The following is a 20665-nucleotide window of genomic DNA, read 5'->3' on the forward strand; positions in this document are numbered from 1 at the left end:
TTTCTGGACGCCTTGCGCATGCGGGGCGTCTCTTTAAGTAATGCCTGGGGGAGAGAACAATGGAAGTGGTCATGGAGGCGCTGCCTGCGTTGAGCGATGCATGGGGGCTGATACTGCAACCGGTTGTATTGGGCTATCTTGTACTCGGCGTAGTCATGGGTCTGTGCATCGGGGTCTTTCCCGGGCTGGGCGGCATAGCCGGCCTGTCTCTGCTCTTGCCTTTCATGTTCGGCATGGACCCGATACTGGGTCTTGCTTTGATGGTCGGCATGGTTGCCGTTGTTCCCACGTCGGACACTTTTGCTTCCGTTTTAATGGGGATACCTGGATCTTCCGCAAGTCAGGCGACGGTGCTTGACGGATTCCCGATGGCAAAACGCGGCCAGGCCGCGCGGGCGCTTTCTGCGGCCTTCGCCTCATCTTTGTTTGGCGGCTTGGTCGGTGCTGCCTTTCTAACGGTCTTTATCTTGATCGCGCGCCCGATTGTGCTTGAATTCCGCACACCGGAATTGTTGATGATTACGATTTTTGGTCTGTCCATGGTCGGTATTCTGGCGGGGCGCGTCGCCATCAAGGGCATCGTTGCCGCCGGACTGGGCATGTTGATCGGGACTATCGGCGAAGGTGCATCGTCAGGTGATCTGCGCATGTCTTCCTATGATTTTCCCTATCTGACTGACGGGCTAAAGTTGGTGATTGTTGGTCTGGGTATTTTCGCCATACCAGAGATCATCTCTCTTTTAAGACAGGATCGCGCCATCTCGCGCGAACCTCAATTGGGAGGCGGCTGGCTCGATGGCGTAAAGGACTGGTTCGCCAACATATGGCTCTCTGTGCGCTGCTCCATTATTGGCGTCGTGGTTGGGGTGATACCGGGTTTGGGTGGATCGGTTGTCGATTGGATCGCCTATGGTCACTCCGTTCAAACCACCAAAGACAAGTCCAATTTTGGCAATGGCGAAGTGCGCGGTGTCATCGGGCCGGAAAGTTCAAACAACGCCAAAGAAGGCGGCGGTCTCGTGCCAACCTTGTTATTTGGCATTCCTGGCTCCGGCTCCATGGCCATCTTTATTGGTGCGATTGCTCTTCTTGGGTCCGGGCAAATCGAAGTTGGCCCGGCGATGTTGAAAAACAACCTCGACATAACATACTCTATCGTATGGTTGCTGGCGCTTGCCAATGTGGTCGGGACCATAATCTGCATCGCAGCATCTGGCGGCATTGCAAAACTCACAACGATCCGATTTGCGCTTCTGGCGCCATTCCTCTTCATGATTATCAGCTTTGCCGCTTTCCAATCCGGTCAGAACCTGATGGATCTGGTGGCACTTTTGTGCATCGGGTTCCTGGGCATCATGATGCGACGTTTTGATTGGTCGCGACCTGCATTCCTGATCGGCTTTGTGCTGTCTAATCCGGCGGAAACCTATGCCAACCAGGCATTGCAAATTGCACAATCGCGTTTCCGTAAAGGACTGGGCGACGGGTTTGAGTACATCTTTTCGCCTATTGTCATCATTTTGCTGATCATCACGATCATCTCGGTCGTCTTGGGCCTGCGCCAAGCCAAAAACATCCTGGCCGAAGGTGATGTCAAGTCCGGTTCAAAGCGCGCTCCATTTATCTTCCTTTTGGTGGTCACCGGCTACATCGCCTACGCATTTTACGACGCGGCGTCGATCCCGAGCTTCAGCCGCGATAGGACTTTCCCGATGTTTGTAGCGGGTGTTTGTCTGGTCGGTAGTGCAATGCTGGTCATTCGCATGATGCTCAAACCAGAAACCGACACTATCTTTGCAGACCGCGAACTCAATGGAGAGGATGCAGATGCAACGCATGGTCTTTGGCCTACTCTGGCTTGGTTTGCAGCCCTTCTGGGGCTGACAGCTTTGTTCGGCTTCATCCTCGCTTTGGGCGTATTCCTGTTCTCCTTCATGAAGTTCCGCGCAGGCGTAAGCACGGCGTTTGCGGCTGCCTACACAGGTGCTGGCATCGCGTTTATGTGCGGCATGGCCTGGCTCTTGAACCGGGATTTCCCGCCTGGGCTTCTGCAGGAGTATGTCGATCTTCCCTGGCCACTGACATGACATGCGCCTGTTTGTCGAAGGACCATTCCGGCAAGAGTGACTCAGCTTCCCGCAGCGCCGTGGAAAGACGTCAGGTAGCCGCGACATGAGCCAAACCGCCATTCCTTTCTTTTTCATGCGGGGCGGCACGTCGCGGGGCCCGTATTTTAACCGAGACGACCTACCTGCAGATCTTGATGTGCTTGCAGATGTTCTGGTTGCCGCTGTTGGCTCGGGACATCCCTTGAACATTGACGGAATTGGCGGCGGGGTCGCGGTCACCACAAAGGTGGCAATGCTTTCCAGGTCTGACGGGGACTGGGCCGATGTGGACTATTTCTTTGCGCAAGTAGGTGTCGAAGAACGGCGCGTTGACTTCAAGCCGACATGTGGCAACATTCTCTCAGGCGTCGGCCCTGCAGCGATCGAAATGGGGTTGGTTACCGCTCGAGATGGTGAGACCACGATCAATATCCATGCTGTAAATACCGGGGCCAAGGTGTCGGCTCTTGTTCAAACCCCGCACGGTGTTGTTTCCTATGATGGCGACACGCAAATAGACGGGGTACCCGGCAAAGCGGCGCCGGTTGCATTGCAGTTTATGGAAACCGTCGGCGGCGTGACCGGATCATTTCTCCCGACCGGAAACGTGATTGACACAATTGATGGCATAGATGTGACCTGCATGGATGTGGCGATGCCTATGGTGATCGCTCGTGCAGATAGTTTTGGGCTGAAAGGGTATGAAAGCGCCACGGAACTGGATGACAACAAGGGTTTCTATACGCATATGGAAGCCATTCGAAGAGAAGCCGCGCGTCTCATGGGGATGGGAGACGTTTCAAATTCCGTTACGCCCAAGTTCGGGCTTCTTGCAAAAGCAACGCAAGGCGGCAGTGTTGCGGCACGTTACTTTATGCCGTGGAAGTGTCACCCGACGATGGCGGTGACTGGCGCTCAGTGCCTGGCCTCTTGCGTACTGACGCCCGGTACAGTGGCCAACGGGCTAGCTCCCCTCTCCAATGAATCGCCGGCACTGATTGTTTTGGAACACGCCTCTGGAAAGATTGATGTGGCGGTCGACTATGAACACAGCGCTGCCGGATTTGAAATAAAATCGGCTGGTCTGGTTCGAACGGCGCGCAAACTGGCCTCGGGCACGCTTTTCGTGCCGGCGAAAGTGTGGGAAGGGAATTGACTTATTCGAATTTCGGTATACAATGGTATACAAAATAAGAAAGGTGATCTTATGACAGACCAGTTTCAGGATTGCATCATCGCCGCCAAATCCGAATTGGCAGTTGCGCGCACACTTCTTAACGCCGAGATCAGTTCCTACCCAACACCCATTTCGGGCTGCGACGCGCAATTCAATCACTTGCTGGCTGAGCGTCAAAAGGTTCTGGCTGCGATCCACTCGCTGGACACAGATGTATTTGTGCCAACACCACGGTCACCGGCACCCAGCGCCGGAGTTGAGAGCCGTTGAAAGTTCACATCCTGGACGATTGGTTCGATACGCTGCGCACGCTACCCTGTTTTGCAAAGCTGGACGATTGTGATGTGACCGTGTGGACCGATCACCAACCGGACCCGGATCTTCTTGCCGAGCGCGTACGAGCCGCCGAGGCTTTGGTCCTCTTTCGCGAACGCACCAAAATCGGCGCGCCGCTGTTGCAACAACTGCCTAACCTCAAACTGATTTCGCAACGAAGTGTCTATCCTCATATAGACGTCAATGCATGCACAACTAACCATGTTCTGCTCTGCTCCAATATGCACTCCGACACACCGTCCTATGCGGCTGCTGAACACACGCTTGCACTCATTCTGGCCAGCTATCGCCAAATCCCGGAGCAGGTGGCCTCTTTGCGCAGTGGTCAATGGCAATCTGGCGTCGGTCGCACTTTGCGTGGCAGGATTCTCGGCCTCTATGGCTACGGTAGAATTGCCAACAGCGTAGCCGAATATGCGAAGGCACTGGGTATGAAAGTGCAATGGTGGGCCTCTGATGATGGCCGCGACCGGGCAGCACGCGACGGCGAAAGTGTCTCCGAGTCGCGAAGCGCCTTCTTTTCATCCTCGGACATCATCAGCATTCATGTTCGGCTCAAACCGGCGACGCATGGTTTGATCACTGGCGAGGACCTGGCCTTGATGAAACCAAGGGCTCTCTTTGTGAATACCTCGCGGTCGCATCTGGTCGCACAGGGGGCTTTGGAATGCGAGGTTGCCCGTGACAGGATCCATGCTGCCATCGACGTTTTTGACGATGAACCAATGACCGACGTTTCGAACCCACTCTTGTGCCATCCGAACGTGTTGGCAACGCCACACATCGGTTACGTCACCGAAGACGAATTTGACCTGCAATTCGCGGATATCTTCGATCAAATCATCGCCTATCGAGAAGGCGTTCCTATCAATATGATCAACTCCGATGTTTGGCGTGAGCAATAGCCTCTAGAAATGCAGCGGGTCGAACGTGCGCGATTTCAACGGAACTCCCTTCGAATCGCTGCATTTTTGCAGAATAAAATCACTTGGAAACTTTGAAAATGCACAGTAACTCGGGACTAGTGGTATCGATTTTGCGGGGTGACGGAAAAAAAAGACGCACAATAGGCACGAAATGAGCAGAAAACATATGAAGGAAATTGATGTATTGGCGCTTGACGGAAAGCTGCTGAAAACCTTTCTTGCTGTTTTTCAAGCTCAGTCTGTCACGCGTGCGGCGCAAGATCTGGGGTCTAGCCAATCCGCGGTCAGTCATAGCCTGGACAGGCTTCGTCAATACATCGGAGACCCGCTGTTTGTAAAAAAAGGCAGGGGCATCATGCCAACCGGTGTGGCCCTCTCGATCGCTCCCAAAGTTTCCAGGATCATCAGCGACATCGAAGGGCTCACACTCCACACTGAATACCAAGCCGAACAGGATGAAGCGAGCTTTACGATCGCAACCAACGTAACTGAATTACTGCCAATCCTGGTCCCTATCAAGAAAGCAATTCGGGGTATTTCCCGTGAAGTTTCGATGCGCTTCATTGAACTAGGTGCACGTAAAAATGCCCAACGTACATTGAATGAAGGCTTAGCCGACGTGGCCATAACCGCCTCAATCGGAGGCTATCCACTCGAGTTGTCCAGCGAGCAATTTTATTCTGATGACATATATTGCTTCTATGACGCGTCGCAAAGAACAGCGCCCCTGACAATCGAAGATTATTGCACGTCGCGGCATGCCGCCCTGGACTTCGGTGGGCACACAAAAAGCATTGTAGATGCGGCGCTGGATACCTCTGGCCGAAAGCGCAAAGTATATGTCGCAACATCAAATTCCTTTGCGCTAGCGAACTTCGCCGCTGGAACTGATTTGGTCGCGACACTCCCCAAACGTTTGCAATCAAGCGCTTTCAAAGGTTTTTCATCGCACCCGCCACCCCTGACACTGCCGATGGTAACATATGACCTGGTGTGGCACCGCCGCGCGACGGACAGTTCTCGCCACATCTGGTTAAGAAACATTATGAAAAAGACGGTTTCCGAGTTGGAAGGCAGCGTTTAAAGCCATACTTCGCGTTAGAGAGTATTTTTTAATTTAATTTCATATACTTAGACGCATAACGTCTTTGCCTGCATCGCCACTGATCACATTATTCGGGCATATGAGGCGTTAAAAATCTGAAATCGCGTTGATTATCAGATTGTCAACTTTTTGTTCGCACAAGTCTAGCGTTCGCGGAGAAACAAGAAGGTGACGCTATGTCCTTAGTACGGAGAATTTATCTGGGTATGGGAGCAATGATTGCTCTGATCCTTGCTGTTGGAGGCATCGCCTCTTTTCAGACCAGCAACTTGGCAAATACATTTGTAGATTATCGGACCACGGCGCGCGAAAGCCTGCTCAGTGCCGACATCATGGAAGATTTGTTCGAGGCGCGTATGGCTGCCGGCAAATACAGGCTCACCAAAGACGATGCTCAGATTGAATTGCTAAAAGAGAACATAGCAGAGATCACCGTGTTAGAGGCTGAACTTCATGAGATTATGAAGAGACACGAAGGTCTCGATGGATTGGACCAGATCCCTGTGATGTTGGAAGAGTATGAGCAAGCAATGCTGCAAGCCTACGAACTTCAACAACAGCGCAATACCTTGGTACATGAAACCGAGGAGTTGGGCCTGAAAGCGCGGAAACAACTTTCGGAAGTGATGGAATCCGCTCTACGCGACAATGACGCTGAGGCCAGCGCGGCTGCCGGGTTCGCCGCAACCAACCTGATGCTCGCTCGCTATTACCTCGAACGTTTTCTTGTCGACAACAAGAACGAAGATGCGGTTCGGTCAAAAGAAGAAGTCGAAGCCGCCCGCAGTGGACTGACTGCTTTGATGCAAGAGTTGCAAAACCCCCGGCGGCGCGAGCTGACGCAGGCGACAATGGCAGATCTTGACGCCTTTGATACAGCATCGCTTGCCGTGGCTGAGGTCATTGCCGCGCGAAATGCCCAGTATGACCGGATGGACGAAATTGGCCCCGATGCGTTGGCTCGTGTTGAACGCGCTGTGGATTCCATAGTTGAAACGCAAAACACTTTAGGCCCAGCTGGTGCTGCTATGGCGGAACGCTCTATTTTAGTCGTGTCTGTGCTTGTGGCAATCGGAACGATTATTGGCGCGATTCTGGCCTTCTTTACTGGCAGAATCATTGCATCTCAATTGAACCAAATCACCGAAAACATGGGTGAATTAGCTGATGGGAATTTGGAAGTGGACATCGTCGAAAGCCAGGACAACAATGAGATTGGCAAGATGACCAATGCCATGGTTGTGTTCCTCGACAATGCCCGCAAGGCCCGCGATCTTGATCTTGAAGTGAAAGAAAAAGAAAAAGCGGAACGTGAGCGCCAGGAAGCTGACCGCGCGCGTGAGGCAGAAATTGAGAAAGAGAAACACGCCGCCGAAGAGCGCGAAAGAGAAATAGAGCGTCAGCGGATGCAGACGTTAGAAAACTTCCAGAAAGACATGGAACGGGTGCTGGGCGATGCAGCGTCGGGGAACTTTTCGAACCGTATGTCTGACGATGTCGAAGACGATGGCCTTGCAGCCCTTGCCAAAGTTATCAACCAGCTGCTGGAGGTGACGGAGACAAACATTGAAGACGTGGTCAAAAGCATTGGCGAGCTATCTCAAGGTAATCTTGGCATCCGAATTTCTGGTGACCGCCAGGGGGCATTCTTGCGGATGAAAGATGACTTTAACGCTGCATTGACAACGCTGTCGAAAACTATGGCCGACATTATGGACAGCGGTAGAAACGTGTCTGAGACAGCCACGCATCTGGAGTCGTCTTCTGAAGATATGGCGAAGCGTGCGGAAGACAACGCCGCTGCTGTAGAAGAAACCTCGGCCGCAGTTGAACAGATCACGGCAAGCATCCGTCAAGTTGTCGACAATGCAAAATCCGCGAATGGCGCAACTCAAAAGGTGCGCAGTAGTGCTGATGAGACTCGCAAGGTTTCGGACGAAACGGAAGCGTCGATCAATGGAATGGCGGAGGCTTCAGCGCAAATCAATCGCGTGGTCAAAGTCATCGAAGACATTGCCTTTCAGATCAACTTACTGGCCCTAAATGCCGGTGTAGAAGCGGCGCGCGCCGGGGAAGCGGGACGTGGTTTCTCGGTCGTGGCTTCTGAAGTCCGTGCGTTGGCACAGCGGTCTCAAGACGCAGTGCAAGAAATCAGCGAAGTGATTGAGAAGAACAATCAGAGCGTCGAAGTAGGCGTTGAGCAAGTCGCACTGTCGCGAAAGGCATTGGAGAGCATCATCTCTGACGTCGAAGTTGCATCTGACCAGATTTCTGAAATTGCGATGGCCGTTGAACAACAGTCGATCGGAATTGAAGAAGTAAATACTGCGGTGCGTTCCATCGACAAAAACGCTCAAACGAATGCAGCAGCCTTAGAAGAAATGACAGCGGCCAGTGTGTCTATGAGCAAAGAGGCCACTACGCTGTCGAAATCTTTAGAACAGTTTCATGGTGTTTCTGACTCTGCGTCAGAGTCCGTACCGTCCAAAGAAACTGCTTTCGAGCCAGAACCAGAGCGCTTTACCGATCAAAAGCCAAAGGTAGCGGCTGTTGCAGGAGGTGAACCTGTAGAAGATGCCAGTTGGGAAGAGTTTTAAACTAGCTGGCCAGTAGAAGAATTTCATTCTGCGCGCTTCAGCCAAAAGCAATCGGGCCTCTCCAGGTCCGATTGCCAATTTGATATCATAGATTTTCGGTGACACTTTCCGGGCATGCCGAAACACACCTTGTCCCAGTCTACCTTTCCCTAAAATCAAGTTTTCAGGTTTTCCAAACAACACCGATTTTTGAGGAACTTTTCAACGTTCGGAGAGAACTCTACACATTGCTGATCTGGGTGCGGTAGTGTTTGAATTATGCCTAAGACCAATCCGTGAAATAAGACCAACTGGCCGATCTATCTCCGAGCTCTCAATTGAAAACGCTGCACCGGAGTCGGCATTCGACAACGCGGAAAAGACGCAAACTCCAGGTTTTTGGGAAAAAGTTCGAAAGCGGCAAGCCAACGCCCGGCTTAGCATGATCAATCCACCGCCAGCTTCTTACGTGCGTGAGCCTCGTCAATCAGCTCGTGATTGGCTTTGATGGCGAGCCTCTTTTTACGATCTATCTGAGCCAAATTTCAAACGACGTTAGGTCTAAGACTAATTATATATACTTGAAATTTTTAAACATATAATTTATCGATTAATGCATCGGGAAATCGCTCTGGGAGCACAAGATGCGTATTGCTTGCCTGGGAGGCGGTCCGGCCGGACTGTATTTTGCAATCTCTGTGAAACTGCGCCGGCCCGATGCCGAGGTCGTCATATTTGAGCGCAACAAGCATGACGACACATTTGGTTGGGGCGTCGTTTTGTCGGATGAGACACTGGACAACCTGCAAGAAAATGACCCTGTCAGTGCCGAATCCATCCGCAGCCACTTCGCTTATTGGGATGACATTGCAGTTCATTATCGCGGCGAAAAAACAGTTTCGACTGGTCACGGGTTTTGCGGCATTGGCCGCAAGAAATTACTCTTATTGCTTCAGGACCGCGCGACTGAACTAGGCGTCGATTTGCGATTTGAAACTGAAGCAGTCAGCGCAACCGAATACGCCAAGGAATATGACCTTGTCGTCGCCTCTGATGGATTGAATTCAAAAACACGCAGTGATCTCGCCATGCACTTCAAGCCAGAGGTTGAAATGCGTGCCTGCAAATTCGTGTGGTTGGGAACACATCAAAAATTTGATGACGCCTTTACATTTATATTTCAAGAGACGGCCAAAGGTTGGTTGTGGGTGCACGCCTACCAATTTGATAGCGATACGGCGACCTTCATTGTGGAAACCGATCAGGCGACTTGGGACGCTTACGGTTTTGGCCAAATGAGCCAACAGGAGAGTATCGACACCTGCGAAGAAATCTTTAAGGAATATCTCGGCGGACACAGTCTCATGACCAATGCGCACCACATTCGCGGGTCAGCGTGGCTGAGTTTTCCGCGGGTTTTGTGCGAAAACTGGAGCTACGAAAACATTGTTTTGATGGGTGATGCATCTGCATCAGCACATTTTTCCATCGGATCCGGTACCAAACTCGCGTTGGAAAGTGCTATTGCACTAGCAGAATATGTGCACAGCTTGCCCTTAAAAGACGCTTTTGCTCGGTATCAAAACGATCGCCGCCTTGAGGTTTTGCGCTTGCAATCCGCTGCGCGGAATTCGCTGGAGTGGTTCGAAGATGTCCACCGATATCTTGGACTTCACCCTGTGCAGTTTAACTACTCCTTGCTGACTCGATCGCAGCGGATCAGCCATGAAAACCTGCGCAAGCGAGATGCCACTTGGCTAGAAAGTGCAGAAAAATGGTTTCAAACTCGGGTTGGTGGACCAGCTGCACCCGTGCGCGCCCCGATGTTTGCGCCTTATAAGTTACGCGACATGAAACTGGCAAACCGTGTGGTGGTGTCGCCGATGGCGCAATACAAAGCGGTCGATGGTGCACCGACCGATTGGCATTTCGTGCACTATGCCGAACGTGCCAAAGGCGGTGCTGGCCTTGTCTACACAGAAATGACATGCGTATCCGCGATGGGGCGCATCACTCCGGGTTGTCCAGGTCTGTACGCTCCTGAACACGAAGCCGCTTGGAAGCGCCTGACCGATTTTGTACACGCCGAAACACCAGCCAAAATTTGTTGTCAGATTGGCCATGCGGGGCGCAAAGGCTCCACTCAACTAGGGTGGGAAAAGATGGACGCGCCGCTGCAATCAGACAATTGGAATACCCTCTCTGCCTCGGCAATTCCCTGGTCTCAGCGCAACGCATCTCCCCACGCCATAACACGCACCGAAATGGACCAGGTGCGGGATCAGTTCGTGGCGTCGGTCCTTATGGCTGAACGGGCTGGTTTCAACATGATCGAACTTCATGCAGCCCACGGTTACCTCATTTCCTCGTTTATCACGCCGCTGTCGAACCAGCGCCAAGACAACTACGGCGGCAGCTTTGAAAACCGCATGCGCTTTCCGCTGGAAGTCTTTGTTGCCATGCGGGCCGCCTGGCCTGAACACAAACCCATGTCCGTCCGCATTTCGGCCAACGACTGGGTGGGTGCCGACGGTGTGACCCCGGAAGAGGCCGTCGAGATCGCCAAATTGTTTTCAGCAGCTGGTGCTGACATCATTGACGTGTCAGCAGGCCAAACGTCACCCGATGCACGTCCCGTTTATGGACGCATGTTCCAAACCCCTTTTTCAGATCGTATTCGGAACGAGGCTGGGATTGCGACCATGGCCGTCGGCAATATCTTTGAGCCGGATCATGTCAATTCGATCTTGATGGCCGGGCGCGCGGACCTTGTTTGTCTGGCGCGTCCACATTTGGCAGATCCCTACTGGACGCTGCATGCCGGGACACAAATCGGCGATAGAAACGCAGAATGGCCGCTGCCGTACCTTGCTGGCCGTGATCAAAGCTGGCGTAATGCGGATCGCAATGTCGAAACGAGCAGATCATGAGCATGGTCGGCCAACATATTGTTGTCACCGGAGGCGGCAGCGGTGTGGGAGCCGAAACCGCGCGCGTCTTTGCCAACGCAGGCGCAAGTGTGACAGTCTTGGGAAGGCGCATTGCGCAATTGGAAAAACTGGCCAAATCAATTGGCGGTTTACCTGTGTCTGCGGATGTCACCGACCCGGCGGCCTTGAAGGCGGCACTAGACACCGCGCGTGAAGAATTTGGACCTGTTGCAGTTGCTGTCGCCAATGCAGGAACGGCTCCTTCGGCGCCGTTTGAAAAGATTTCTGCGCATGATTTCAATGAAACCCTCGCCGTCAACTTGGGTGGTGTATTTCACTTGTGGCAAATGACATTACCCGACATGAAAGCTAATGGATGGGGCCGGCTGATCGCAATCGCATCCACAGCAGGCCTCAAGGGTTACGTCTATGTAAGCCCGTATTGTGCCGCCAAACACGGGGTCGTCGGATTGACACGCAGTTTGGCGCAGGAAATAGGCACATCCGGTGTCACCGCCAACGCGATCTGCCCCGGGTTTATCGAAACCCCTCTATTGGAAAAGTCTGTGGAGGCCATTGCCGCCAAGACGGGAATGACGGCTGCAGAAACGCATAAATCGCTTTTGTCCGGCAACCCTCAGAAGCGATTTGTCAGCACGCGAGAAGTCGCACAAACCGCGCTTTGGCTTTGCTCTGACGCTGCGGCATCGGTCAATGGGCATGCACTTGCGTTGTCTGGAGGCGAAGTATGACAAAAACGCTAAAACACGGCTCTTCAGTGGGCACAGATTCTAAAGAACGTCTGCGTTTGTGGTTGCGCGTTTTAAAAACCAATCGGTTGATTGAAGCTGAGTTGCGCGAAAGGCTGCGGCTTAAATTCGATACAACGCTTCCGCGGTTCGATGTGATGTCGGCCCTTTACCGTCATCGAAGTGGGATGAAGATGAGTGAACTGTCCCGGATGTTGATGGTGTCCAATGGAAATGTGACAGGAATCGTTGATCGTCTTTTCAACAACGGGCTCGTGTTGCGCGAACCGGTACCCGGTGATCGGCGCGCGCATCACATTCGATTGACGCAAAAGGGTATTGATGAGTTTCTGCTGCAGGCAGAGGCCCACGAACGCTGGGTCAGCGAACTGCTGGGCGGGTTAAATGCCAGTGCCAGTGCCGAAGCTGCAGCGTTGCTGTCGGATGCCGTGACCCTCAACACAACGGGTGTTTCTGATGACTGACATGCCAAAACACTTTCTGTTGGCCCTGAATCATAGGATTGCGACCGTCTCCCTAAACCGACCGGATCGCAAGAACCCGCTGACATTTGACAGCTACGCCGAACTGCGGGATTGGTTTCGGTCGCTACCCTACCGCGACGAAATAGATGTCGTGATTTTTGGATCAAACGGGGGAAATTTTAGCTCTGGCGGGGACGTTCACGAGATCATTGGTCCTCTCACCGAGATGAACACTAAGGAATTGCTCACGTTCACGCGTATGACGGGCGATCTGGTCAAAGCGATGATCAACTGCGGCAAACCAATGATTTCGGCCGTAGATGGGATTTGCGTGGGAGCCGGCGCTATCATTGCGATGGCCTCTGACATACGTATCGCCACGCCGGAAACAAAAACCGCCTTTCTTTTCACGCGCGTCGGTCTGGCCGGATGCGATATGGGGGCCTGCGCAATTTTGCCACGTATCATAGGCCAGGGTCGGGCATCTGAGCTTTTATTTACCGGACGTTCAATGTGTGCTGAGGAAGGCGTTGCCTGGGGGTTTTTCAACAAGATCGTTCCGTCGGAAACGCTGGCTCAGACAGCGTCGGACATGGCGGCACGGATCGCGGCCGGGCCGAATTTTGCGCATATGATGACCAAGACAATGTTGGCACAGGAGTGGTCTATGTCCATCGAACAGGCCGTTGAAGCTGAGGCGCAAGCGCAGGCAATCTGCATGCAGACAGAAGATTTCAAGCGCGCCTATCGTGCATTTGTAGCTAAAGAAAAACCCCTTTTCGAGGGTAACTGATGCCAGATCAGAGCTTTTTGACATGGCCATTTTTTGAAGACCGTCATCGCGGCTTCGCTGCCGAATTGGACCAATGGGCGGCCTCCAACCTCTCAGGAGTGGATCATGGTAATGTTGATGACTCTTGCCGTAATCTGGTGCGCAAACTGGGCGACGGAGGCTGGCTTCAACATACCAGCGCCCTCGAAAACGAAACGTTGGACGTGCGCAAACTATGTTTAAGCCGCGAGATTTTGGCCAGACATGATGGTTTGGCCGATTTTGCGTTTGCCATGCAAGGTTTGGGCACCGGCGCTTTGTCCCTATTTGGCACTGCAGCCCAGCGTGACCAATGGTTGCCTCTGACCCGAACTGGCCAGGTCATCTCTGCATTTGCGCTCACAGAGCCACAGTCTGGTTCGGACGTAGCCAATGCGTCAATGACGGCAACGAAAGAGGGGGACCACTATGTGCTGAATGGCGAAAAGACGTGGATTTCGAACGGCGGCATTGCCGATGTTTATACCCTTTTCGCACGGACCGGTGAGGCACCTGGTGCAAAAGGCCTGAGCGCCTTTATCGTTACGCCCGATTTGCCTAGCTTCGAGATTGTCGAACGCTTGCAGACCCTGGCGCCTCATCCATTGGCGACATTACGGTTCAACAACGTTCGGGTACCAAACACCGCAGTCATCGGGCAACCTGGGCAGGGCTTCAAAATCGCGATGTCAGTTTTGGATGTGTTTCGATCAACCGTAGCCGCCGCTGCCTTGGGATTTGCGAGACGCGCGTTGGACGAAACCTTGCTTCGCGTGACCACCCGCCACATTCAAAATGCACCGCTTTGTGATCTGCAGATGGTTCAGGGACACATTGCCGATATGGCAGTGGACGTCGATGCCAGCGCTCTTTTGATTTACCGCGCGGCCTGGGCCAAAGACAGTGGCGCGCCAAGGGTCACCCGTGAGGCTGCCATGGCAAAGCTGTTTTCGACGGATCAGGCACAGCAAGTCATTGATCGCGCCGTTCAACTCCACGGCGGCGACGGTGTGCGTCATGGTTCCAAAGTTGAGGAATTATATCGCGATATCAGAGCATTGCGCATTTATGAAGGTGCGTCTGATGTGCAACGTGTTGTGATCGCACGCCAGGAGATTGGAAGCTTTCGAGAGAGGCAATGATGGGAAACTATACAGGTCACCTGGACACCTTTGCGCGGGACAACCTGCCAGATGCCTCGCTGCAGCCTGACTTTTTGCTTGACGCATTCCACTATCCCGAAAAGCTGAACGCGGCAGTTGAACTGACCGATGCGATGGTTCTCAAAGGGTTCGGAGACCGGACCGCTTTGATCGGCAACGGACGGCAGCGAACTTACAAGGAGCTCAGCGACTGGACAAATCGCCTGGCCCGCGTTCTGGTTGAAGACCTGGATCTAAAGCCGGGCAACCGGATGTTGATCCGTTCCGCCAACAACCCGGCCATGGTGGCATGTTGGCTCGCCGCCACCAAAGCCGGTGCAGTGGTTGTGAACACGATGCCCATGCTGCGGGCAGGTGAGCTTAAGCAAATCGTCGACAAGGCCCAGATCACACATGCACTGTGTGATACCCGATTGATGGATGAGCTCGCGACATGCGCCAAATCCTCGGCCTTTCTTACATCAGTTGTTGGTTTTGATGGAACGTCAAACCATGACGCTGAACTGGATAGACTGGCCTTGGAAAAGCCGGTCACTTTTGATGCTGTTCAAACCGCGCAGGATGATGTTGCTCTATTGGGTTTCACCTCAGGCACAACTGGCGCGCCAAAGGCTACGATGCATTTTCATCGCGACCTGCTGATCATTGCAGATGGATATGCCAAGGAGGTGCTCGATGTCTCGCCAGATGATGTTTTCGTCGGTTCGCCTCCGCTCGCTTTCACCTTCGGACTTGGCGGTCTTGCGATCTTTCCGCTGCGATTTGGGGCGGCTGCAACACTGCTTGAAACTGCATCTCCGCCCAACATGATTGAGATCATTGAAAAATACAAAGCTACGGTCTGTTTCACAGCGCCCACAGCGTACAGAGTGATGATGCGCGCAATGGATCAAGGCGCCGATCTTTCCAGCCTGCGTGCTGCGGTATCCGCTGGGGAGACGCTGCCAGCGCCCGTCTACAACGAGTGGATAGAAAGAACCGGAAAACCGATGCTGGATGGTATTGGGGCGACTGAATTGCTTCACATTTTCATATCTAATCGGTTCGATGACCACAAACCCGCATGCACCGGTAAGCCTGTTACCGGTTATGACGTCCGAATTCTGGATGAAGCCGGTCAAGAAGTCCGGCAGGGTGATCCAGGACGATTGGCCGTGCGTGGGCCCACAGGGTGCCGGTATTTGGGCAGTGACAAACAGAACATCTATGTTCAAGACGGTTGGAACATCACCGGTGATACATTTTTCATGGACAACGACGGTTATCTGCACTTTGCCGCCCGAAACGACGATATGATCGTCTCATCGGGATACAACATTGCAGGACCCGAGGTGGAAGCTGCTCTGCTCGCTCATGAAGCAGTGGCAGAATGCGGCGTCGTCGGTGCGCCCAACGATGCGCGCGGTGCGATTGTCGAAGCGCATGTCGTTCTGTCCGATGGCTATGACCCCAGTGAAAAAACGGCCAAACTGCTGCAAGATCATGTCAAGGCGACGATCGCGCCTTACAAGTATCCAAGATCAGTAAAATTCATAGAGGCGCTTCCCAAAACAGCCACAGGGAAGATCCAACGTTTCCGATTACGACAAAGCACCCAATAATGAGGTTTGATATTTTAGATACAACAACCCGCGTCCCAGTGGATTATTCGTTCAAGCAAAAACAAACTCTACTTGCCCTGAAACGCTCAAATGGAAACCTGGGGAGAGGTACAGTTTGTGTTTGAAGTGCATCAAAAAGTATTGTTCAAACACTGCGATCCCGCCGGGATCGTTTTCTACCCGCGTTACTTTGAAATTATGAACGATTGCGTGGAGGCATTCTTTGATCATATCGGGTGTGCGTTCGAAGACTTCCACCAAACAGGCGCTGTTCCGACCGCCCGAATCAACGCAGAGTTTTTGCGCCCGAGTCGCCATGGCGATCAATTGCGGCTGTGCCTGGCAATTCAAAAAATGGGCAAAACCAGTCTACATCTCGAAATTGATACATATTGCCGCGATGAAAAACGCATGGTGTTTTCATCGACATTGGTAAATGTCGACACCAAAGGTAGGCCGCAGCCATGGTCTCATCCGCTGCGCGACGCCTTTGTGCCGCACATTAAACTGGAGGGTTGAATGGCACATGAAGAAATCTCCCCTGATGGATGGGCTCCGGCAAAAGGCTATGCCAACGGTATACTGACAACGGATGGAATCTTGTTTATTGGCGGTCAAATCGGATGGAACAGCGATCAAGTTTTTGAAACACATGAATTTGTTGGCCAGATGGAAGTCGCGTTAAAAAACATCGCCACGATCCTCGACAAGGCGGGCGGCAGCATCTCGGACCTGACCCGATTGACCTGGTACGTTAAGGAAAAAAATGAATACCTCGCGCGGCAACGCGAAGTGGGTCAAGCGTACCAGCGCGTACTGGGCAAACATTTCCCGGCAATGACAATGGTTGTGGTTGCCGATTTAATCGAGGATGAAGCGCTTGTGGAAATAGAAGCCACGGCCGTTTTACAAAACAGACAGGACGATACTACCGATGCATGAAACGGGTCCCCGTTAGACCAGACGCCCATGGCAGTGTTTGAATTTCTTGCCGGATCCACAGGGGCATTCTTCGTTACGCCCAGGATTGCCCCAGGTGGACGGATCGTCTTCGACAAACCCCTCCGCCGCTTCCCCAGCAGCAGCCGCCGCGGCACCGCTGGCTGACACTGCCGCGGCGCTTTGCGCGGCAACCTGCTGCGCACGCATTTGATCCAACATGTCCCGTTGCTCTTGCTCGGTCAGCGGTCTGATCTGCGACAGTTTCTGGGTTACATCTTCACGTAAGCTGTCGAGCATGCTTTCAAATAACTGGAAGGATTCATTTTTGTATTCGTTCAGAGGGTCGCGCTGCGCATACCCACGAAAACCCACGACGGATCTGAGATGTTCAAGCGTCAAAAGATGCTCGCGCCACTTGGTATCGATGGCCTGCAGCAGCAACTGTTTTTCGATGTTGCGCATGTTTTCCGGGCCGAACTGCTCGGCTTTTTCGATCATGAACGCGTCTGTAGCGTTTACCAGACGCTCTCGTATGGCGTCGTCATCAACTCCTTCTTCTTCGACCCAATCACCGACCGGCAAATCCAAAGCCAATTGCTCTTTGACCGCCTCATGCAACCCATCGGCATCCCATTGATCCGCATAAGAATTTGGCGGCAGGTAAGTATCGATAACGTCATCAATCACCTGATGCCGCATGTCTTTGGTGATCTCGGATAAATCCGCCGCTTCCATGATGTCGCGGCGCTGCGTAAAGATCACCTTGCGCTGCTCGTTCATCACGTCATCAAATTTCAGCAATTGTTTTCGAATGTCGAAGTTGCGCCCTTCGACCTTGGCTTGAGCACGTTCCAAAGACTTGTTGACCCAAGGGTGGACGATGGATTCACCCTCTTTCAAACCAAGCGTGGTCAGCACTTTTTCAAGCCGTTCGGATCCGAAAATGCGCATCAAATCGTCTTCGAGGCTCAAGTAAAACGACGACCGCCCTGGATCTCCTTGCCGACCAGAACGCCCGCGCAGCTGATTATCAATCCTGCGGCTTTCATGTCGCTCCGAGGCAAGCACATACAAACCACCCGCCTCGATGACCTTTTGCTTTTCGCTTGCATGCTCCGCTTCAATCTTTTCGCGCAGAGCTTCGGGGTCAGCCTCAGGATCCGCAGCCACGGCGTTCAGGACCTGCATATCAACATTCCCACCCAGCTGAATGTCAGTGCCTCGTCCAGCCATGTTTGTCGCGATAGTCACCGCGCCAAACTTGCCAGCATCCGCCACAATCTGCGCCTCCTGTTCATGCTGGCGCGCATTCAAAACGTTGTGTTTGATATTCGCTTCCGACAGCATCTTGCTCAACGCTTCGGACTTTTCAATTGACGTCGTGCCGACAAGAGCGGGCTGGCCCTTCGCGTTGCTCTCTTTGATCTGTTCGAGCATGGCAGCGTATTTTTCGCGGACTGTGCGGTAGACTTGGTCGTCCTCATCCACCCGAGCGATAGGTTTGTTCGTGGGTACTTCGACCACACCCAAACCATATATTTCCTGGAATTCCTCTGCCTCGGTGAGAGCCGTTCCCGTCATACCTGCAAGCTTGTCATAAAGACGGAAGTAATTTTGGAATGTCACCGAGGCGAGCGTTACGTTTTCGGGCTTGATGGCAACGTTCTCTTTCGCTTCGATGGCCTGGTGCAAGCCATCCGAAAGGCGCCGACCTGCCATCATCCGTCCGGTAAATTCATCAATCAATACGACTTCGTTGTCGCGCACGATGTAATCTTTATCGCGTTGAAACAGCTTGTGCGCCCGAAGACCCTGGTTCACGTGGTGCACTATGGTGGTGCTTTCAGGATCGTAAAGACTTTGCCCTTCTTCCAGCAAGTCACGCGCGCGCAATAGTTCTTCGAGGAATTCATTGCCGTCATCGGTAAAGGTGACATTGCGGGTTTTTTCATCCAAGTCGAAATGGTCATCTTTCAGTTCAGGGATGACCACATCAATCACTTTGTACATTTCAGATCTGTCTTGCGACGGTCCCGAGATGATCAATGGCGTTCTGGCCTCATCAATCAGGATCGAATCAACCTCATCGACAATCGCGTAATTGTGATGTTTCTGGAAGATTTGACTCAGCTCAGATTTCATATTGTCGCGCAGATAGTCGAAGCCCAGCTCATTGTTTGTCGCGTAGGTTATATCACTGGCATAGGCATCGCGTTTGGCTTCTTCGGACATATCCGCATGCGCCACACCTGTGGTCAAACCCAAGGCACCAAAAACCTGGCCCATCCAGGCGGCATCCCGTTTGGCCAAATATTCGTTCACAGTGACGATATGCACACCCTTGCCAGTCAGCGCGTTGAGGTAAGCCGCAAAAGTCGCGGTCAGAGTTTTGCCTTCGCCCGTCTTTTGTTCGGCAATATTGCCTTGATGCAGGAATAATGCGCCGATTAACTGGGTGTCGAACGCCCGCAAACCAAGCGCGCGCCGTGCGGCCTCGCGACAGTTTGCAAAAACCTCGGGTAAAAGCGCATCGAGACTTTCTCCGTCGTTGGCGCGTTTGCGAAACTCTTCGGTTTTCTCGAGGATGCCAGCATCGGACAACTTTTCAAATTCCGGCTCAAGTGCATTGATATGCTCAATCAGGGGGCGGGTCGCTTTTACCTTTCGATCGTTCGGAGTTCCAAAGACCTTTTTCGCGAGTGTTCCGATGCCCAGCATGCGTTCTCCAGCCGAAGTAGTAGTGAATGGCGCTGATCTGCTTGCTCGTCTGCGTAACAGCCCATAGATAGAGTAAGAACGCAGCGCTCTCGCGACGTCCATAGGGCGATGTAAGGGTCACGCCAAACCGTGTCAATGTCGCGCACCGCCGTGACGCATTCATAGGACCCATCGATGCCAAAACTTCTCAACATTTCGGCCAGCGCAGTGCTTGCAATCACCATCGCCACCCAGGGTTGGACGCAGGATCAAACTGAACCCGAACCTCCCACGGCTGATACTGTTGTCGCCGTTGTAGACGGTGTTGAGATCTCGCTGGGCCATATGATCGCTGCGCGCGCATCCTTGCCACCACAGTATCAGGAGCTTGACGACAAAGTTCTTTACGACGGTATTTTGGAACAGCTGGTACAACAAAGCGCTTTAGCACAAAGCTATGAAGGAGAGTTGCCGGCGCGCGTCACGAAGTCACTGGAAAATGAACGTCGTTCGCTGACGGCGGCCGAAGTGGTGGAAAGTGTGCTGGCTAAAGCTGTCACAGAGGATGTTCTGCAAGCACGTTACGATGGACAGTACGGCGATTTCGATCCGCAAGAGGAGTTTAATGCCTCGCACATTTTGGTTGAGACGGAAGAAGAAGCAATCGCCGTAAAGGAAGCAATCGATGGCGGTGCAGATTTTGGAAATACTGCACGCGAAAAGTCTACCGGGCCTTCCGGTCCGGGCGGCGGCGAACTAGGCTGGTTCGGTCTTGGCATGATGGTGCCTAGTTTTGAAGCGGCGACAATCGCGTTGAGCCCGGGCGAGGTGTCTGCGCCGGTTCAGACACAGTTCGGCTGGCATATTATCAAGCTGAACGAGACCCGTAAGGCTGAAATCCCTACACTTGAAGATGTGCGTGAAAATCTCGCGAACGAAATCCGCCAGGAAGCTGCACAGAACGCAATCAAAGAAGCCACCGACAAAGCTGACGTCAAAATACCTGCAGACTTGGAGATCGATCCAGCAATTCTCAAGCAGGTCGAGCTTCTGGAATAA

16 protein-coding genes are annotated in these 20665 nt (G+C 52.8%); 15 read left to right on the forward strand and 1 reads right to left on the reverse strand.

Translation table 11 applies throughout. The annotated features are described in order from the left end of the window. Positions 1-59: 59 nt before the first annotated feature. The 14 genes from AB8B75_RS03405 to AB8B75_RS03470 all read left to right on the forward strand — a co-directional run bounded on the left by AB8B75_RS03405 (position 60) and on the right by AB8B75_RS03470 (position 16909). Positions 60-2087, forward strand: a complete 2028-nt coding sequence (locus tag AB8B75_RS03405) for a tripartite tricarboxylate transporter permease (protein WP_405359840.1) — start codon at positions 60-62, stop codon at positions 2085-2087. An 85-nt stretch (positions 2088-2172) separates the two neighbouring features. Beyond that, positions 2173-3264 carry a 4-oxalomesaconate tautomerase gene (locus tag AB8B75_RS03410; protein ID WP_405359842.1) on the forward strand — a complete coding sequence of 364 codons (1092 nt, stop codon included), beginning with the start codon at positions 2173-2175 and terminating at the stop codon, positions 3262-3264. A 51-nt stretch (positions 3265-3315) separates the two neighbouring features. After that, positions 3316-3555, forward strand: coding sequence for a hypothetical protein (locus tag AB8B75_RS03415; protein ID WP_405359843.1), 240 nt, complete (start codon positions 3316-3318; stop codon positions 3553-3555). Further along, a complete protein-coding gene (locus AB8B75_RS03420) occupies positions 3552-4526 on the forward strand; it encodes a D-2-hydroxyacid dehydrogenase family protein (RefSeq protein ID WP_405359845.1) in 975 nt (324 codons plus the stop codon). Before AB8B75_RS03415 ends, AB8B75_RS03420 begins: the two co-directional genes overlap by 4 nt. Before the next feature lie 187 nt (positions 4527-4713). Next, positions 4714-5631, forward strand: a complete 918-nt coding sequence (locus tag AB8B75_RS03425; protein ID WP_405359846.1) for a LysR family transcriptional regulator — start codon at positions 4714-4716, stop codon at positions 5629-5631. A 197-nt stretch (positions 5632-5828) separates the two neighbouring features. Beyond that, positions 5829-8249 carry a methyl-accepting chemotaxis protein gene (locus tag AB8B75_RS03430; RefSeq protein ID WP_405359847.1) on the forward strand — a complete coding sequence of 807 codons (2421 nt, stop codon included), beginning with the start codon at positions 5829-5831 and terminating at the stop codon, positions 8247-8249. 623 nt (positions 8250-8872) lie between these two features. Further along, complete coding sequence (locus tag AB8B75_RS03435) at positions 8873-11158, forward strand: bifunctional salicylyl-CoA 5-hydroxylase/oxidoreductase (RefSeq protein ID WP_405359848.1); 2286 nt, start codon at positions 8873-8875, stop codon at positions 11156-11158. Then, positions 11155-11910, forward strand: coding sequence for an SDR family NAD(P)-dependent oxidoreductase (locus AB8B75_RS03440; RefSeq protein WP_405359850.1), 756 nt, complete (start codon positions 11155-11157; stop codon positions 11908-11910). The genes AB8B75_RS03435 and AB8B75_RS03440 overlap by 4 nt, the downstream gene beginning before the upstream one ends. After that, complete coding sequence (locus AB8B75_RS03445) at positions 11907-12392, forward strand: MarR family winged helix-turn-helix transcriptional regulator (RefSeq protein WP_405359852.1); 486 nt, start codon at positions 11907-11909, stop codon at positions 12390-12392. Before AB8B75_RS03440 ends, AB8B75_RS03445 begins: the two co-directional genes overlap by 4 nt. Continuing rightward, positions 12385-13185: an enoyl-CoA hydratase family protein gene (locus AB8B75_RS03450; RefSeq protein ID WP_405359853.1), complete on the forward strand. Its 801-nt coding sequence runs from the start codon at positions 12385-12387 to the stop codon at positions 13183-13185. The genes AB8B75_RS03445 and AB8B75_RS03450 overlap by 8 nt, the downstream gene beginning before the upstream one ends. Then, positions 13185-14345, forward strand: coding sequence for an acyl-CoA dehydrogenase family protein (locus AB8B75_RS03455; protein WP_405359855.1), 1161 nt, complete (start codon positions 13185-13187; stop codon positions 14343-14345). The genes AB8B75_RS03450 and AB8B75_RS03455 overlap by 1 nt, the downstream gene beginning before the upstream one ends. Next, on the forward strand, positions 14345-15967 hold the full coding sequence (locus AB8B75_RS03460) for an AMP-binding protein (RefSeq protein WP_405360182.1): 1623 nt from the start codon (positions 14345-14347) through the stop codon (positions 15965-15967). The genes AB8B75_RS03455 and AB8B75_RS03460 overlap by 1 nt, the downstream gene beginning before the upstream one ends. Positions 15968-16057: 90 nt before the next feature. Beyond that, positions 16058-16486: an acyl-CoA thioesterase gene (locus AB8B75_RS03465; RefSeq protein ID WP_405359856.1), complete on the forward strand. Its 429-nt coding sequence runs from the start codon at positions 16058-16060 to the stop codon at positions 16484-16486. Continuing rightward, positions 16487-16909 carry a RidA family protein gene (locus tag AB8B75_RS03470; RefSeq protein ID WP_405359858.1) on the forward strand — a complete coding sequence of 141 codons (423 nt, stop codon included), beginning with the start codon at positions 16487-16489 and terminating at the stop codon, positions 16907-16909. Between the two features lie 12 nt (positions 16910-16921). On the opposite strand, the gene secA is transcribed toward AB8B75_RS03470, so the two are convergent. Next, positions 16922-19627, reverse strand: coding sequence for a preprotein translocase subunit SecA (gene secA / locus AB8B75_RS03475; RefSeq protein ID WP_405359860.1), 2706 nt, complete (start codon positions 19625-19627; stop codon positions 16922-16924). Positions 19628-19801: 174 nt separating this feature from the next. Here secA and AB8B75_RS03480 point away from each other — a divergent pair, with 174 nt between their 5' ends. Next, complete coding sequence (locus AB8B75_RS03480) at positions 19802-20665, forward strand: peptidylprolyl isomerase (RefSeq protein WP_405359861.1); 864 nt, start codon at positions 19802-19804, stop codon at positions 20663-20665.

This window comes from Roseobacter sp. (assembly GCF_045106495.1).
Taxonomy (GTDB): Bacteria; Pseudomonadota; Alphaproteobacteria; order Rhodobacterales; family Rhodobacteraceae; genus Roseobacter.

Excerpts from the sequence above, each read along its gene's own strand:
- AB8B75_RS03460 (WP_405360182.1), top strand. The coding sequence starts at position 14,345 with ATGGGAAACTATACAGGTCACCTGGACACCTTTGCGCGGGACAACCTG.
- AB8B75_RS03470 (WP_405359858.1), top strand. The coding sequence starts at position 16,487 with ATGGCACATGAAGAAATCTCCCCTGATGGATGGGCTCCGGCAAAAGGC.
- AB8B75_RS03450 (WP_405359853.1), top strand. The coding sequence starts at position 12,385 with ATGACTGACATGCCAAAACACTTTCTGTTGGCCCTGAATCATAGGATT.
- AB8B75_RS03465 (WP_405359856.1), top strand. The coding sequence starts at position 16,058 with ATGGAAACCTGGGGAGAGGTACAGTTTGTGTTTGAAGTGCATCAAAAA.
- AB8B75_RS03430 (WP_405359847.1), top strand. The coding sequence starts at position 5,829 with ATGTCCTTAGTACGGAGAATTTATCTGGGTATGGGAGCAATGATTGCT.
- AB8B75_RS03440 (WP_405359850.1), top strand. The coding sequence starts at position 11,155 with ATGAGCATGGTCGGCCAACATATTGTTGTCACCGGAGGCGGCAGCGGT.
- AB8B75_RS03425 (WP_405359846.1), top strand. The coding sequence starts at position 4,714 with ATGAAGGAAATTGATGTATTGGCGCTTGACGGAAAGCTGCTGAAAACC.
- AB8B75_RS03410 (WP_405359842.1), top strand. The coding sequence starts at position 2,173 with ATGAGCCAAACCGCCATTCCTTTCTTTTTCATGCGGGGCGGCACGTCG.
- AB8B75_RS03480 (WP_405359861.1), top strand. The coding sequence starts at position 19,802 with ATGCCAAAACTTCTCAACATTTCGGCCAGCGCAGTGCTTGCAATCACC.
- secA (WP_405359860.1), bottom strand. The coding sequence starts at position 19,627 with ATGCTGGGCATCGGAACACTCGCGAAAAAGGTCTTTGGAACTCCGAAC.
- AB8B75_RS03455 (WP_405359855.1), top strand. The coding sequence starts at position 13,185 with ATGCCAGATCAGAGCTTTTTGACATGGCCATTTTTTGAAGACCGTCAT.
- AB8B75_RS03415 (WP_405359843.1), top strand. The coding sequence starts at position 3,316 with ATGACAGACCAGTTTCAGGATTGCATCATCGCCGCCAAATCCGAATTG.
- AB8B75_RS03405 (WP_405359840.1), top strand. The coding sequence starts at position 60 with ATGGAAGTGGTCATGGAGGCGCTGCCTGCGTTGAGCGATGCATGGGGG.
- AB8B75_RS03435 (WP_405359848.1), top strand. The coding sequence starts at position 8,873 with ATGCGTATTGCTTGCCTGGGAGGCGGTCCGGCCGGACTGTATTTTGCA.
- AB8B75_RS03445 (WP_405359852.1), top strand. The coding sequence starts at position 11,907 with ATGACAAAAACGCTAAAACACGGCTCTTCAGTGGGCACAGATTCTAAA.